A 15,305-nucleotide genomic window follows, 5' to 3' on the forward strand; every position below is an offset into this window, starting at 1 on the left:
CCCACCCGCCGACAACGATCAGTTTGTTCACGGGCTCTTAGAAGAACCGGCGCGGTTCGCCGCATGGGTTGCCGTGCTCGTCCAGCCGCCAGGCGGCGAGGTGGTCGGCGTTGGTGTCGACGCCGATCAGTCCGCCGGTGCGGGCGTGGGACAGGGGGACGGTCTTGACCGGTGGGATGGTCCAGGAGGCGGTGAGGTACCAGCGGGCGCGGTCTGTGTCGTAGTGGATGCGGTAGGCCACAGACTTGTTCGTGGTGATGCGGTCGGCCCACTCGTCGCTGCGGTGGTGGAAGAGGGCAGCGCCGGTGAGCGCATACCGGCCATGCGGGGCGTTGGCCAGGTGGGCGAGCGGAGCAGGGAGCTTGAGGGAGACCGCGCCGTCCGGGGTGACGCGGATCGTCTCGTTGCCGAACCGCTTGCCCGATTCCCCGTCCGCCTGCACAAACCAGCGCGATGCTTCCCAGCGTTGCCGCCACTGGGCCTGCGTGAGCTGGGCGGCCTTGAGGTGGTGCCGGTTGCGCGCGAGCCGCTTCCCGCCGCGCACGATGCGGACGCGGCCCACGGCGTGGTCGGCCTGCTGGGCACTGAGCCGGTCGTGAAGGACCCGCAGGCGTCGGGTCTTGGCGAACCACTCCTTGGCGCTGCGGTAGCCGCCCGACCCCCGCCTGCTTCCCTTCTCGCCGATCGGCAGGGACAGGCGGTGCGCGATCGTCCGCACGCCCGCCTCAAGGCTGTGGATGTGCGCGAGTTGGGCACGCCTGGACAGCGCCCACTGATCATGCGTGGCCTTGGTAATGCTCCCGGCCCAACGCGACGAAGACTCCTTTGTCAGGGCCCGCTTACGCCCCGCCCACCTCTCCGCGGAGTGCTCCAGGCCCTCAGCGCACCGGCGTTTGAGGTCCTTAGAGGCCAGCGAGCCAAGATGCGCGCCCACCAGGCGCAGCACCCGCTCGTCCTCGGCGCTCAGGTGACCCAGACGGGTCCGGATCGCCACGCCCGACGGGCCGACTCCCCGAACTGATTAGGAGCAGCGATCGTGCGCAACGACTCACCACGCATCGATGTACTCCCCTCCACCACGCTTGATCAGCAACAGGAAGAACAGTACGAGCCGGCACTGACATCAATGCCCGACGACGTGTGCGCGCTACAACACCACGAACCAGAACACGCTCCTGCACACCCACGCACGCTCCTGCACATCCGAAAACGACCAGTTCCCCACCCCTGGTGACTGTCCAGCGGGAACATCGCACACCTGCGGGGCCGTTCACCGGCGTCTTCGACGACCGACCGCAGGCGCGGGGACACCTCCCGGAGCAACGCGCGCCAGTACGCCTCGATCACGCCGACCGTGCATCCGCGTTCATACGCTGCCTGGATCTCCGTGTACTCCACGAACGCCCACCGCGAGGCGAGTTCCTCGAACGACGCCCCACCGACACGATTCGGCCACGCCACGCACGTCGGCCGGCTCCGCCGTACTACCGTCGGCGAGTCCCCGATCATGTCGTGCGCCTCGTTGTCGGGGTCGGTCGCCCCGCCCACCTCGGGCACCCTCATCGGCACGCCGTAGGGCACGAACAGTGGGACGTTGTTGCCGAACTGGGCGCCGTAGAAGGCCCGTTGCAGCTCGCCGATCACTACCGCGTGGAAGCCCGCCGGGGCCGGGCGCGCTGCTGGAGCGCGCGGCGGCGTCAAGGCACCCGTAGGCAGTCACCCATTGGTGGATGAGCCTCAAATCTTGAGCACAATTTCCACACATCCCACTCTTCATACCGGCCTCCATGGTCTAGATTGATCGTGCTTCAGCTGTTCGGACATGAGGCGACCAATGATGATCTATAGGTCCAGCGCTACGGGAAGCCAGCAGTCGCGTCCCCGGCGCCAGACGTGGGGGTGATCAGTTCTTGGAGCCCGGGGGGGCTTTGGGTGCGGAGGGCACCCGAGGTTTTCGACGGGTTCCCGCGCACCTTGAGAGTCCGGCAGGGCATTCAAGTCTGCCGCTGCCAGGGTGGGTTGTTCGAGCAGCTCTGACATAGCCGGGATCATGCGCGGGAGGCGGGGCCTCCCAGGGGGAAGAACAGCGCGGCGCGGGAGGCGGAGCCTCCCAGGGGAGGAACAGCGCAACTCGGGAGGCGGGGGCCTCCCGGAACAGTGTTAGGCGAACACGTCGAACCACTGGGGACCTTGGGGGGTTCTGTGCAACAGGGGGGACTGGCGCGCCCATTTCCGTCGGCGCGCGAGCGTCTGGCGAACGGGGCGATCAAGCAGACCGCGATCGAGTGGGAGCAGCGGTACCGCCGTACCGTGATCATCAGCGACACCGTGGCCACCGCCTTCGTGGTGGCGGCGATCGGCAACTTCTTCGGGGCCCGGGACGCGGCCAACTGGCATGAGAAGTGGGGAATTCTCGCCTTCTGCACCGAGCTGCTGGTGCTGGGGACGCTTGCGGTGAGCCGGGCGTGGACTCCGGCCGTGCTCGGCCAGGGCGCCGAGGAATTCCGCCGGCTCGGACGCTCACTGTTCACGGCGACCGTCGTACTGGCGCTCGGCGGGATCGCCCTCACCTCGCGCAACATCAAGCTCTGGATCTTCGTCGCGATCCCCGCGATCGGGTTCATCACCATGACCGCGCGGTATCTGCTGCGCCTCCGGCTGCACAAACAGCGGAAGGAAGGCCTGTGCCTGCGACCGGTGCTCGCTGCCGGGAGCCTGGCCACCGTGCGCGACCTGATCACCCGAACCCGCAAGTTCCCGCACCTCGGCTGGCGGGTGGATGCGGTGTGCACGACGGACGGTCTCGGCCTCGACGGTGACCAGCTGGACGGAGTGCCGGTCGTCGGCGAGCTGGCGGACGTGGCCACCCACGTCCACCGCGACGGCTACCGTGTCGTCGCGGTCACACCGGACCCGCACTGGTCACCGGACCGGTTGCAGCGGCTGGCCTGGAACCTCGAAGGCAGCGACGCCGAAATGGTCGTGGCCCCCGTCCTGATGGAGGTGGCCGGCCCGCGGCTGCACGTCGACGCGGTGCTCGGGATCCCGCTGCTGCGGGTCAGCATGCCGACCTTCACCGGGGGCCGCCGGGCGATCAAAGTGGTCGTCGACCGGCTGGGCGCAGCGATCCTGCTGATCCTGTTCGCGCCGCTGATGGTGGTCGTCGGGCTGCTCGTGCTGATGGACAGTCGGGGTGGGGCGTTCTACCGCCAGCGCAGAGTCGGCAAGCACGGCCGCGAGTTCACCATTCTCAAGTTCCGCACCATGGTCGTCGGGGCTCATGGGGCACGTGCCGAGCTGGCCGACCTCAACGAAGGCGCCGGCCTGCTGTTCAAGGTCCGCCGGGATCCGCGGGTGACCCGGGTGGGAGCAGTACTGCGCCGGTACTCGATCGACGAACTCCCGCAGCTTTTCAACGTGCTCACCGGATCGATGTCGCTCGTCGGTCCGCGGCCTCCGTTACCGGAGGAGTCCGCTGCGTACGGCCCTGACATCCGGCGGCGGCTGCTGGTCAGGCCCGGACTCACCGGCCTGTGGCAGATCAGCGGACGCAGCGACCTGTCGTGGGAGGAGGCCGTCCGGCTGGATCTGCGGTACGTGGAGGACTGGTCGCTCGCCCTGGACACAGTGATCTTGTGGAAGACGCTGCGTGCGGTGGTGTATGGGCAGGGGGCCTACTGATGCGCGAGGGTCGTCGTCCGGCCGACGTGCGGAACGCAGGCCGGGAGGGCCTGCCTGGGGGGAGGAACGGGTCATGAGGGTCAGCGTTTTCGGGCTCGGTTACGTGGGCTGCGTGTCGGCCGCGTGCCTGGCCGGCATGGGGCACGAGGTCATCGGGGTGGACGTGAACCAGGTGAAGGTCGACCTGGTCAACGACGGCAAGGCCCCGGTGGTCGAGGAGCGGATTGGCGAGCTCATCGCGGAGGTCGTGCGGACCGGAGCGCTGCGCGCTACCGGCGACGTCCGCGAGGCGATCATGGGCAGTGAGGTGTCGCTGGTCTGCGTGGGCACGCCGTCGGAGCCCAACGGCAGCCTGTGCACTACGTACTTGGAGCGGGTCACCGAGCAGATCGGCGCCGTGCTGGCCGAGCGGGGTGGGCGGCACACCGTCGTGTTCCGCAGCACCATGCTCCCGGGCACCTGCCTGAACCTGCTGGTGCCGATCCTGGAGAAGTACGTCGGCGGCACGGCCGGGGTGGACATCGGAGTCGCGGTCAACCCGGAGTTCCTGCGCGAGGGCACGAGCGTGCGGGACTTCTTCGACCCGCCCAAGACCGTCATCGGCGAGCTCGACCCGGCGAGCGGCGATGTGGTGATGGAGCTGTACGACGGCTTGCCCGGCGAGGTGTTCCGGGTGCCGGTCCCGACGGCCGAGGCGATCAAGTATGCGGACAACGCGTTCCACGGCCTCAAGATCGGCTTCGCGAACGAGCTGGGCGCGGTGTGCCAGGCGCTCGGGGTGGACTCGCACCAGGTGATGGACGTGTTCCTGGCCGACCGCAAGCTGAACATCAGCCCGGCCTATCTGCGTCCCGGCTTCGCCTTCGGTGGCTCCTGCCTGCCCAAGGACCTGCGCAGCCTGGTCCACGCGGCGCAGCGGGCGGACGTCTCGGTGCCCATCCTCGCCCACGTGCTGCCCTCCAACTCCGACCATCTGCAGCGGGCGGTGGAGCTGGTCGAGCGCACCGGCAAGCGCCGGGTGGGCCTGTTCGGGCTGTCCTTCAAACCCGGCACCGACGACCTCCGCGAGAGCCCGCTCGTCGAGCTGGCGGAGAGGCTCTTCGGCAAGGGTTACGACTTGCGGATCCACGACGCCAACGTGAGCCTGTCCCGGCTGCTGGGCGCGAACCGCGAGTACATCGAGACCCGGCTGCCGCACCTTGCGCAGCTGCTCGCGGACTCCGTCGAGGAGGTGCTCGAGCACGCCGAGGTGTGCCTGGTCGGGACCAGGGACCCGGCCGTGCTGTCGGCGCTGCCCCATGGCGGCGGCCCGGTGATCGTCGACCTCATCCGCCTTCCCGACGCCGAGGCGCGCCGGGCCGAACCGGGATACATGGGCCTTGCTTGGTAAAGCGACCAGCGGCGCCGGTTCCGGCCGGCGCGCGCTGATCCTTGTGGAGAACCTGTCGGTGCCGTTCGACCGGCGGGTGTGGCAGGAGTGCACGACGCTGCGCGACGCGGGCTGGAAGGTGCACGTCATCTGTCCCCAGGGGAGTAAGCGGGACACGGAGGCGGAGGCGGAGATCGACGGGGTGCGGATCCACCGCTATCCGTTGCGCGCGGCCACCGGAGGGCCGGCCGGCTACCTGCGGGAGTACGGATCGGCGTTGTGGCATACGGTCCGGCTGGCCCGCAGGGTCGGCTCGGTCGACGTGGTCCACGCCTGCAATCCGCCCGACCTGCTGTTCGTGCCGGCAATGTGGCTGAAGCGGCGCGGAGCGCGGTTCGTCTTCGACCAGCACGATTTGGTACCCGAGCTGTACCTCTCCCGGTTCGGCCGCGGCGAGGATCTGCTCTACCGCGCGGTGTGCGCGCTGGAACGGCTGACCTACCGGGCCGCGGACGTCGTGCTCGCCACGAACGAGAGCTACCGGGACGTCGCGGTGCGCCGTGGCGGCCGGCGGCCGGAGGACGTTTTCGTGGTGCGCAGCGCGCCCGCGATCGAACGGTTCCAACCGGTGCCGCCCGAGCCGGAGTTGAAGCGCGGCAAGCCTCATCTGCTGTGTTACCTCGGCGTCATGGGCCCGCAGGACGGCGTCGACTACGCCTTGCGGGCTCTTGCGAAGCTGCGCGACGAGCTCGGGCGGACGGACTGGCATGCGGTGTTCGTCGGCGCCGGCGACGCCTTCGACGCGATGGTGGAGCTGTCCCGGCGGCTCGGGCTCTCGGAGCAGGTGCAGTTCACCGGGCGCGTTCCGGACGCCGAACTGGTGCGCTACCTGTCCACCGCGGACGTGTGCCTCTCTCCCGACCCGCGCAATCCGCTCAACGACGTGTCGACCATGAACAAGGTCCTGGAGTACATGGCGATGGGCCGGCCGATCGTCTCGTTCGACCTGAAGGAAGCACGCGTCTCGGCCGGTGAGGCGGCCGTGTACGCACCCGCCAACGACGAGGCCGAGTTCGCCAAGCTCATCACGGTGTTGCTGGACGATCCGGAGAAGCGGGCCTGGATGGGCAAGATCGGCCAGGAGCGGATCAGCGGGCCGCTCTCCTGGCGGAACTCCCAGCGGTCGCTGCTCGCCGCCTACGCCGCCGCTTGCCGGGACCGCAGTGCGGTCTCGGCGGGCGGTCCGGTGCGCACAAGGAAGAAGAGGCAGCGCAGTTGAACGAAGACACCATCCGCCTCGTCACGATCGGACGGATACTCCGTCGGCGGTGGCGGCTTCTCGCCGCCCTCGCCGTGGTGGGCGCACTCGTCGGTTACGGCGCCTCAGTGCTGGTGTTCCCGCCGCGTTACACCGCGTCGGCCCCGGTACTTCTGCCTGGGGTGTGGGAGGAGCGCGAGCTGCTCACCCAGGTGGACATCGCGACCAGTTCGGCGGTGGTCGACCGCGCGGCCGACGCACTCCACTGGACCGGCGTCAGCGACACCGAACTGCGGGACAACGTGAGCGCCAAGGCCGCCGACGGGAACATCATCACGATCTCGGGCACGGCCGACACCCCGGAGCGCGCACAGCGGCTCTCCGACCAGATGGCCCAGCAGTTCGTCAGCTTCGCCGCGCGGATCGCAGGCGGCAGCGCCGACCCCGGAACGGCGTCGGAGACCGAGGCACTGCGCAAGCAGGTCGCGGACACCAACCGCCGTATCACCGACCTGGCCAAGGCGGCCGACCCGGGACAGACCGTGGAGAGCGTGCAGGCCCGCACAGCACTCGAGAACCTGCGCACCTCGCTGGAGGCGGCCATGAAGAAACTAGAAGAGGCCGACCCGACGACCAACAAGGCAGGCATGGTCGTCATGGGGCCGGCCGCCCGGCCGACCGGCGAGGCGCCGCCGACGCGGATGCAGCTCATCGTCGGCGGGGCGCTGGTGTTCTTCCTGCTCGCCGTCATCGGCCATCTCGCCGCCGCACGGATGAACCGCCGACTGCGCACCGAACCGGAGATCGCCGCGGCGCTGGGCTCGGCGCCCCTGGGTACTGTCGACGTACCCGGTGAACAGCCCGCGCACCGGCCGGAAACCGGGGGCCGAGGAGCCCGGATCCGCCGACTCCTCGGCACCGACACCCGGTGGGACATGCCCACCCCGCAGAAGTCCGGCGACGAGGCCGGCAGACGGCTCCGCTACCGGCGGGTGTGCGCTCGCCTGAGAGAGCAACTGCCCGCTCCCCGGCGGCTGCTGGTTGTCGTACCGGACGGCGACGAGATCGCCCGCCGGGCCGCCGGGCAGCTCGTCGCCGAGGCCAAGACCGATCCGCTGCTGCGCGTGGTGCAGGTGTCGCTGGACCGGCCGATGGTGCCGGACCGCGACAACGAGTCCGGTGCCCTGGTCGTGGTCAGCGCGGGCAGCTGGACCGCGGAGGAGCTCGCCGGCATCGCCGAGGCGTGCGCCGACGGCGGGCACGAGGTCGTCGGCGTCGTCGTCGCAGGCACGGTCCAGGCCCGCCCCACGCGGCCTGTTGGCGAACTTCCCGACGACGCCACTCTGGCGCTCGCGGTTCCCCGCCGGGCGACGGGAGGCCAGGCGTGACGACGAGCACGATCACGGAGTCGCCGGCCGCCGCTCCGCTGCTGGACCTGCAGGCGCTGGTGGTGGCGGTGCGCAGGCGCCGCCGCCTGTGGTGCACCATGGCGCTCCTCGGCTTCCTGGCCGGCTCGGCGGTGGCCGTCCTGATGCCGCCGCCACCGAGCGCGATGACCAAGGTGCTGGTCACGCACGCGGAGGACCAGCCGAACGACACCGGAACGCTGATCCGCACCGACGTCGCGCTGCTGCAGACCACGCAGATCGCCGACACGGCCCTGCAGTCCCTCAAGTCCCCGGAAAAACCCGAGGACTTCATGAAGGACTACCGGGGGACCGGCCTGACCAACAACCTGCTGCAGATCGACGTGACCGCCGACACCGACGCCGAAGCGGTGGCCCGGGCCAAGGCGCTGGCCGACGCGTTCGTCGCGGACCACGTGAAGCGGATGCAGGACACCGCGAAGGCCGAGTCCAAGGCCCTGCTCGACCAGCGTGACCGAACGCGGGACGAGCTCGCCCAGGTCAACAAGGAGATCGGAGACCGATCCCCGGACAGCGACCCGCAGGCGTCGGCCAGCATCGAGTCGCTCTACGCCCGCCGGGCCGAACTCAACTCGCGCATCGCCGACTTCGACCAGCGCGCCGCGGACGCGCGCACCGGCACGCCCCAGGTCATCGCCGGCACGCAGATCGTGGACGCACCGCGCGCGGTGCGGCACTCCCTGCCCAAGGCAGCCGCCACCGACGCCGTGATCGGGCTCGTCCTCGGACTCTTCCTCGGGCTTGCCGTCGCCGCGGTCGGCGTGGTGGTCGCGGACCGCCCCGTGCTGCGCCGCGACATCGCGGCGAACCTCGGCGCCTCGGTCATCGCCGAGCTGCCCCACAGGTCGGGCAGGCCGTGGCGGCGCCGACGGATCCGCGCGGCACGCGAACGGCTCACCACGTCCCTGGCCCGCACCGTGCGCGGCTCCGCGGAACCGGTGTCGCTGCTGGAACTGGGCTGTGCGCGCAGCGCGAGTCTGATCGCGCTGAACGTCGCCAGGGCACTGACGGATGTGGGGCCCGTGGCCGTCATCGACGGCCTGCCCGGCTCACAGCTCTCCGGCCGTCGCCCGAAGCCGGGAGACCCGACCGTGGTCAGCGGCGAGCGTGCCGCGGCCGTGCCGGATCAGGAACTCCGGCTCGGCGTCGGCTCGGTGGCCCCCGGCACGGCGTGGACCGACCTTCAGTACCTCGGCACTCAGACCGTGCTCGTCGTGCATGCCGGGCACGGCAGCGCGGCCTGGCTGCACACCGTGGCGCGGCAGCTCGCGGACCAGCGCATTGTGGTGATCGGTGTGGTGCTGATCGACCCCGATCCGCGTGACCGGACCGACGGCACGCTGTGGGACGGGCTGCACACCGCGCTGCGCGGCCAGAGCGAGCGGTCGGCCCGGCAGAACGGGACCGGCCAGGTGAAGACGGAGCGGCTGCCGGTGTGGGCGGCACGGGTCCCGGACAGCGACCAGGAGGTGCGGTAGGACATGTGTGGCATCGCAGGCGCTTACCGGTGGCCGGATGGGAAGGTCGTGACGGACCGGCTCACCGAGATCCTCGCCCATCGGGGTCCGGACGGGGCAGGCCGGTACAGCCACCCCGCTGGCGGCGGCGAAGTGCATCTCGGGCACCGCCGGCTGGCCATCATCGATCTGTCCGAGACCGGCGCCCAGCCGATGGTCTTGGACGGCCTCGTGCTGACGTACAACGGCGAGCTGTACAACGCGCCCGAGCTGCGTGCCGAGTTGGAGGCCGCCGGGGTGCGCTTTCGCGGTACCTCCGACACGGAGGTGCTGCTGGAGGCCTGGCGGCGCTGGGGCACGGACTGCCTGCCCCGGCTGCGTGGCATGTTCGCGTTCGGGATCTTCGACGAGCGAACCGGTGAGCTGGTGTTGGTCCGCGACCAGTTGGGCATCAAGCCGCTGTTCCTGCTCCGGCGCGGTGAGGGTCTGGTGTTCGCCTCGGAGCTCAAGGCGCTCGCCGCGGTGACCGGTGGGTCGCTGGAGGTGGACCATGCGGCGCTGGTGGCTTCGCTGCTGTACTACTGGGTGCCGGACTCGCGGTGCGCGTTGCGTGAGGCGGAGAAGCTGCCGCCGGGGAGCTGGCTGAGGTGCCGGCCGGACGGCCGGGTGGAGCGCGGCCGGTTCTGGAACCTGAGGGACGTCGCTGCCGAGGGCCGGGAGCGGGCCCGGGCCGGCGAGCGGCCGGATGTCGCTGCCGTCGTCGAGGAGTCGACGCGGCGTCACCTGCTCTCGGACGTACCCGTGGCGACCTTTCTCTCCGGCGGGCTGGACTCCAGTTACCTGACCGCGCTGGCGGCCCGCCACCGGCCGGGGATCTCCGCGTACACGATCGGGTTCCGGGCCGAGGACGCCAGGTTCGAGGCGATGCCGGACGACCTGCGCTATGCCCGGCAGGTGGCCGAGCGGTTCGGTGTCGACCTGCATGAGATCGAGATCGCTCCGAATGTGCTCGACCTGCTGCCGCGGATGACGTACCACCTGGACGAGCCGATCGGCGATCCCGCGGCGATCAACACGTTTTTGATCTGCTCGGCCGCCCGGGAGGCCGGGGTGAAGGTGATGCTCTCGGGGATGGGTGCGGACGAGCTGTTCGCCGGTTACCGCAAGCACCTGGCCAATCTGATCGCGCTGCGCTACCAGCGCGTCCCGCGGCCCCTGCGGCGCGGGGTGTCGGGGGCCGTGGACCGGCTGCCGGTCGCCACGTCCCGCCGGGGACTGCGGTCGGTGCGCTTCGCGAAGCGGTTCCTCTCCTTCGCCGATCTGCCGGAGGAGACCGCGTTCCGGCGCAGCTACACCATGTACGACCAGGACGAGTTGCTCGCCCTGATCGATCCGGACCTGGCCCCGGCGGTCGAGGACGTGCTGACCGAGCATGCGGACGTCTACCAGGACAACGACCTCGACGACTTCGTCAACCGCATGTGCCTCACCGACGCCCGGATGTTCCTGCCGGGCCTGAACCTCGCCTACACGGACCGCTCGAGCATGGCCGCGTCGACCGAGGTGCGGGTGCCGTATGTGGACGTGGAGGTGGTCAGGGCGGCGTTCGCCGTGCCCGGTGACCGCAAGATCGTCGGACGGCAGGGCAAGGCCGTGCTCAAGGAGGCGGCCGCCTCGGTTCTGCCCCGGGAGATCGTGTACCGGCCCAAGGGCCTGTTCAGCGCCCCGCTGCGGGCCTGGATGAGCCGGGATCTGGCACCGCTGGTGCGCGAGGTGGTCAACGACGGCGTGCTCGTCGGTTCAGGGTTCCTGCGCCGCGACGCCCTGGCGCGCATGGTCGCCGAGGACGCCGCCGGGCAGCGGGACTTCTCCAAGCATCTGTGGCATGTGCTGACCCTCGAGTACTGGTACCGCGACGCGACCTCCAGGTCCGGCCAGAACGCTCGCTCGGCGGCGTAGAAGACGGCGTAGAAACAAGGGGACTTCGAGTGAAGCAGGTTGTGCAGAACTACAAGAGCGGCGAGCTGGCGCTGCTCGACGTGCCGGTGCCGGGGTGCAAGCCGGGCGGTGTGCTGGTCCGCAGCGCCTACTCGCTGATTTCCACGGGGACCGAGCTCATGAAGGTGTCCGAGGCCGGCATGTCGATGCTGGGCAAGGCGCGCTCCCGGCCGGACCAGGTGGCGAAGGTCGTGCAGAGCGTGGCCGCCAACGGGGTGCCCGCCACCTACCGCAAGGTGATGGGCAAGCTGGACTCCTACACGCCGCTGGGCTACTCGCTGTGCGGGGTGGTCGAGCAGGTCGGCCCCGGGATCGACGATGTGAAGGTCGGCGACCTCGTGGCCTGCGCGGGCAACGAGCATGCGTTGCACGCCGAGCTGAACTGGGTGCCGAAGAACCTCTACGCCCGGGTGCCGGACGGCCTCGCGCCGCGGCACGCGGCCTTCGGCACCGTCGGCTCGATCGCCATGCAGGGCGTCCGCCAGGGCGAGTCACGGCTCGGCGAAGTGGCGCTGGTCATCGGCCTCGGGCTGATCGGGCAGCTGGTGGTGCAGTTGCTGGCCGCCTCGGGAGTCCGCGTCGTCGGGGCCGACCCCGACCCGGCGCGCTGCGAGCTCGCCGAGCGCCTGGGCGCGGCGGCCTGCGGCGATCCCGCGTCCGCGGCCGTGGAAGCAGCCGTCGCCGAACTCACCGGCGGGCACGGCGTGGACCAGGTGTATCTGGCGGCCGGCGGCGGCAGCAACCAGCCCGTCGAGCTGGCCGCCCGGCTCTGCCGGGACCGCGGTCGGGTCGTCGACATCGGCAAGTGCCGCCTGGACCTGCCGTGGAACGCGTACTACGAGAAGGAACTCGACGTCCGCTTCTCCCGCTCCTACGGACCCGGGCGCTATGACCCGGAGTACGAGCTGGAGGGGCGGGACTACCCGATCGGCTACGTGCGCTGGACCGAGCGCCGCAACCTGGCGTGCTTCCTCGACCTCCTCGCCCGCGGCAGCGTCGACGTGGAGCCCTTGGTCTCCCACATCGCCGACTTCGACGACGCCGTCGAGACGTACCAGCGCCTGAAGGAGGGCGACCTGAAGGCCGTGGCCGTGCTGTTCCGCTACCCCGAACAGGAGGCCGGAAAAGCCGAGTTGGCGGCCCTGGCGGTGGCCGTGCCCGCGGTGAACGTGCAGCGGAGCCCGGCCAGGTCTGCCAAGGCGCCGGTGCGGCTGGCGTTCGTGGGCGCGGGGAACTACGCGACGTCGATGCTGCTGCCGCACCTGGCACGGCGCGAGGGCGTCGAGTTGTCGACCGTGGTCACCACGACGGCGCTGTCCGCGGCCAACGCGCAGCGGAAGTTCGGCTTCGCGGAGGCGACCACTGATCTCGACGCCGTGCTCGGCGACAAGTCCATCGACGCGGTGTTCGTGGTCACCCGGCACAGCTCGCACGCCGAACTGACCCGAAGGGCGCTGCTGGCCGGCAAGACGGTGTTCGTGGAGAAGCCGTTGGCGCTCACCGAGGACGAGCTGGCCGGCGTGCTCGCGGCGGTGGAGGAGTCCGGCAACGACCGGCTGCAGGTGGGCTTCAACCGCCGGTTCGCGCCGCTGCTGCAGGAGGCCAGGAAGCGGTTCGGCGTCCGGACCGGTCCGGCGAGCCTGCGCTACCTGGTCAATGCGGGCCGCCTCACGCACGGCAGCTGGTACCTCCGGCAGGGCACCGAGGGCTCGCGGTTCGCCGGCGAGGGCGGGCACTTCATCGACACGGCGAGCTGGCTGCTGGAGGCCGACCCGGTCTCGGTGTACGCGACCGCCACGTCCGGCAACGAGGATCTGCAGATCGTGCTGCGCTACCCGGACGAGTCCACGGCCACCATCAGCTACGTCACCACCGGTGCGCCCGGCTTCCCCAAGGAGACGCTGGACCTGGTCGCGGACGGCAAGGTGCTGCGGCTCGACGACTTCGTCCGTGCCTCGGTCTACGGCCGCAAGAAGTGGGTCAGTTCGCGGCTGCCCAAGGCCCGGGACAAGGGCCAGAACGCCGAACTGGCCGCGTTCATCAAGGCCGTGCGGACCGGCGGTCCGATGCCGGTGCCGCTCCAGTCGCTGGTCGCCACCACGGCGGCCACCCTCGCCGTGCAGGCCGGCCTGGCCGGCGGCGTGCCGGTGACGTTGGCGAGGGCGCGATGACCATGAGCGCGGGCTGGTACCTGCGCCGGCTGTCCCGGATGGGACCGCAGGAGGTCGGCGGCCGGGCGGGCGACGCGGTGCGCAGGCGGCGGTGGCGGTCGGCGCGACCGGACTGCCCCAGCGTGACCGGCGCCCGGTTCACCGCGGTACTGCCCGCAGGGACGATCGACGCGGTGCCACCGGACGCCGCGAAACGCCTCATCGCCGAGGCGGACCGGCTGATGGCCGGGCACGCCGAGTACTTCGGGGTGGACCGCGACGACCTGACCGACCCGGACTGGTGGTACGACCCGAAGACCGGGCGCCGGGCTCCCTCGGGCTACGCCTTCGACGTGCCGTACCGCAACGAGGACGCGGTCGGGGACATCAAGCAGATCTGGGAGCTGTCCCGGCACCAGTACCTCACCCAGCTCGCCGCCGCCTACGCGATCACTGGCAAGGAGCGGTACGCCGAGCGGGTGGCCGAGCACCTGCGCTCGTGGTGGGCGGTCAACACGCCGCTGCGCGGCGTCCATTGGACCAGCGGCATCGAGCTGGGTATCCGGCTGCTGTCCTGGGTGTGGATCCGCCGGCTGCTCGAGGGCTGGCCGGGCGCGGCCGGGCTGTTCGAGGGCAACCCGGTGGCACTGAACCAGATCTGGCACCACCAGCGCTGGCTGGCCGCCTTCCCCAGCCGGGGGTCCTCGGCGAACAACCACGTCATCGCCGAGGCCGCCGGGCAGTTCGCCGCGGCCTGCGCGTTCGCCTGGTTCCCCTCCTCGGCGCGCTGGCGCGCCGACGCGCTGCGGTCGCTGGATCGGCACCTGCGCGCCAACACCTTCGCCTCCGGCCTCAACCGCGAGCTGGCCACCGAATATCACGGACTGGTGCTGGAGCTCGGCCTGGCCGCGGTCGCCGAGGCGGATGCCGCCGGCGTGCCGGTCCCCGCGTCGATCCGGCTGGTGCTGCTGCGGATGACCGACGCGCTCGCGGCCGTCGTGGACAGCCGGCTGCGGCCGCCGCGCCAGGGGGACGCGGACGACGGACACGGTCTGGTCGTGGACGGCGCGGGCACCGACCGCTGGGCCTCGCTGCTGGCCACCGGGGACGCCGTGTTCGGCCGGCTCGCCTGGTGGCCGGCGGTGACCGGCACCGATGTGCGCACCCCGCTGCTGGCCGCGCTCATCCGGCCCACTGCACCGGCCGTGTCCCGCCCGGCAGGCCGGCCGGCCCATTTCGCCGACGCGGGCATGACCATCCTGCGCGGTCCGGGAGAGATCTGGTGCCGCTGCGACGGCGGGCCGCACGGCTTCCTGTCCATCGCCGCGCATGCCCACGCGGACGCGCTGTCCGTGGAGGTCCGGCACGACGGGGTCGACGTCCTCGCCGACCCGGGGACGTTCTGCTACCACGGACAGCCCCAGTGGCGGCAGTACTTCCGGTCGACCCTCGGCCACAACACCCTGCAACTGGACGGCACCGACCAGTCCGTCTCCGGCGGCCCGTTCCTGTGGACCCGGCACGCCCGCAGCCGCGTCCTGGCCGCGGACGCGTCCGGCGACGGGGTGGCTCACTGGAGTGCCGAGCACGACGGGTACCAGGATTCCGTGCACCGCCGCCGGGTGGAGCTGACCGCCGAGAGCCAGGAGCTGCGGGTCGTGGACGAGGTGCGCGGCCCGCGCCGGGCCGTGCACTTGGCGTTCCACCTCGGCCCGGCGATCGCCGCGGACTTGGTGGGGAACCGGGCACAGCTCACCTGGACCCGGGACGGCGAGGACCGCTCCGCGGCGCTCGACCTGCCCGGGCAGCTGTCCTGGCGGGCGCACCGCGGCGAGACCGGCCCGCCGCTGGGCTGGTACTCCGCCGGCTTCGGGCGCAAGGAACCCACCACCACGCTGGTCGGCACCGGCTCCGCCGATGGCACGGAGGGGTTCACCACCGTGCTCAGGTTCCGCGGCTAGGAGG

At 70.9% G+C, this 15,305-nt stretch carries 9 protein-coding genes and 1 pseudogene; 9 read left to right on the forward strand and 1 reads right to left on the reverse strand.

Features of this window, described 5'->3' with window-relative positions; genetic code table 11:
• Positions 1-43 precede the first annotated feature (43 nt).
• Positions 44-1,059 (reverse strand): annotated as a pseudogene (locus ACQEXA_RS16400) (IS200/IS605 family accessory protein TnpB-related protein); the annotation flags it as partial.
• Positions 1,060-1,354: 295 nt separating this feature from the next.
• On the opposite strand from ACQEXA_RS16400, the gene ACQEXA_RS16405 reads away from it, so the two are divergent.
• The 9 genes from ACQEXA_RS16405 to ACQEXA_RS16445 all read left to right on the forward strand — a co-directional run bounded on the left by ACQEXA_RS16405 (position 1,355) and on the right by ACQEXA_RS16445 (position 15,301).
• Positions 1,355-1,576 (forward strand): hypothetical protein, encoded by a 222-nt coding sequence (locus ACQEXA_RS16405; RefSeq protein WP_432933846.1) that lies wholly within the window; start codon positions 1,355-1,357, stop codon positions 1,574-1,576.
• A gap of 626 nt (positions 1,577-2,202) precedes the next feature.
• Complete coding sequence (locus tag ACQEXA_RS16410; RefSeq protein WP_432933844.1) at positions 2,203-3,681, forward strand: sugar transferase; 1,479 nt, start codon at positions 2,203-2,205, stop codon at positions 3,679-3,681.
• Between the two features lie 73 nt (positions 3,682-3,754).
• Positions 3,755-5,071, forward strand: coding sequence for a nucleotide sugar dehydrogenase (locus tag ACQEXA_RS16415; protein ID WP_432933842.1), 1,317 nt, complete (start codon positions 3,755-3,757; stop codon positions 5,069-5,071).
• Entirely contained in the window at positions 5,061-6,329 is a 1,269-nt protein-coding gene (locus ACQEXA_RS16420) for a glycosyltransferase family 4 protein (RefSeq protein ID WP_432933840.1), read from the forward strand. Before ACQEXA_RS16415 ends, ACQEXA_RS16420 begins: the two co-directional genes overlap by 11 nt.
• The gene (locus ACQEXA_RS16425; RefSeq protein ID WP_432933838.1) at positions 6,326-7,696 is read left to right on the forward strand and encodes a Wzz/FepE/Etk N-terminal domain-containing protein; all 1,371 of its coding nucleotides are present in this window, start codon (positions 6,326-6,328) and stop codon (positions 7,694-7,696) included. Before ACQEXA_RS16420 ends, ACQEXA_RS16425 begins: the two co-directional genes overlap by 4 nt.
• The gene (locus ACQEXA_RS16430; RefSeq protein ID WP_432933836.1) at positions 7,693-9,213 is read left to right on the forward strand and encodes a Wzz/FepE/Etk N-terminal domain-containing protein; all 1,521 of its coding nucleotides are present in this window, start codon (positions 7,693-7,695) and stop codon (positions 9,211-9,213) included. The genes ACQEXA_RS16425 and ACQEXA_RS16430 overlap by 4 nt, the downstream gene beginning before the upstream one ends.
• Positions 9,214-9,216: 3 nt before the next feature.
• The gene (gene asnB / locus ACQEXA_RS16435) at positions 9,217-11,151 is read left to right on the forward strand and encodes an asparagine synthase (glutamine-hydrolyzing) (RefSeq protein WP_433130441.1); all 1,935 of its coding nucleotides are present in this window, start codon (positions 9,217-9,219) and stop codon (positions 11,149-11,151) included.
• Positions 11,152-11,180: 29 nt separating this feature from the next.
• Positions 11,181-13,361, forward strand: a complete 2,181-nt coding sequence (locus tag ACQEXA_RS16440) for a bi-domain-containing oxidoreductase (RefSeq protein ID WP_433130443.1) — start codon at positions 11,181-11,183, stop codon at positions 13,359-13,361.
• Positions 13,358-15,301, forward strand: a complete 1,944-nt coding sequence (locus ACQEXA_RS16445) for an alginate lyase family protein (protein WP_432933830.1) — start codon at positions 13,358-13,360, stop codon at positions 15,299-15,301. The genes ACQEXA_RS16440 and ACQEXA_RS16445 overlap by 4 nt, the downstream gene beginning before the upstream one ends.
• Positions 15,302-15,305 lie beyond the last annotated feature (4 nt).

Origin of the sequence: Streptomyces sp. CA-106110 (genome assembly GCF_050936285.1) — a bacterium.
Lineage (GTDB): Bacteria > Actinomycetota > Actinomycetes > Streptomycetales > Streptomycetaceae > Streptomyces.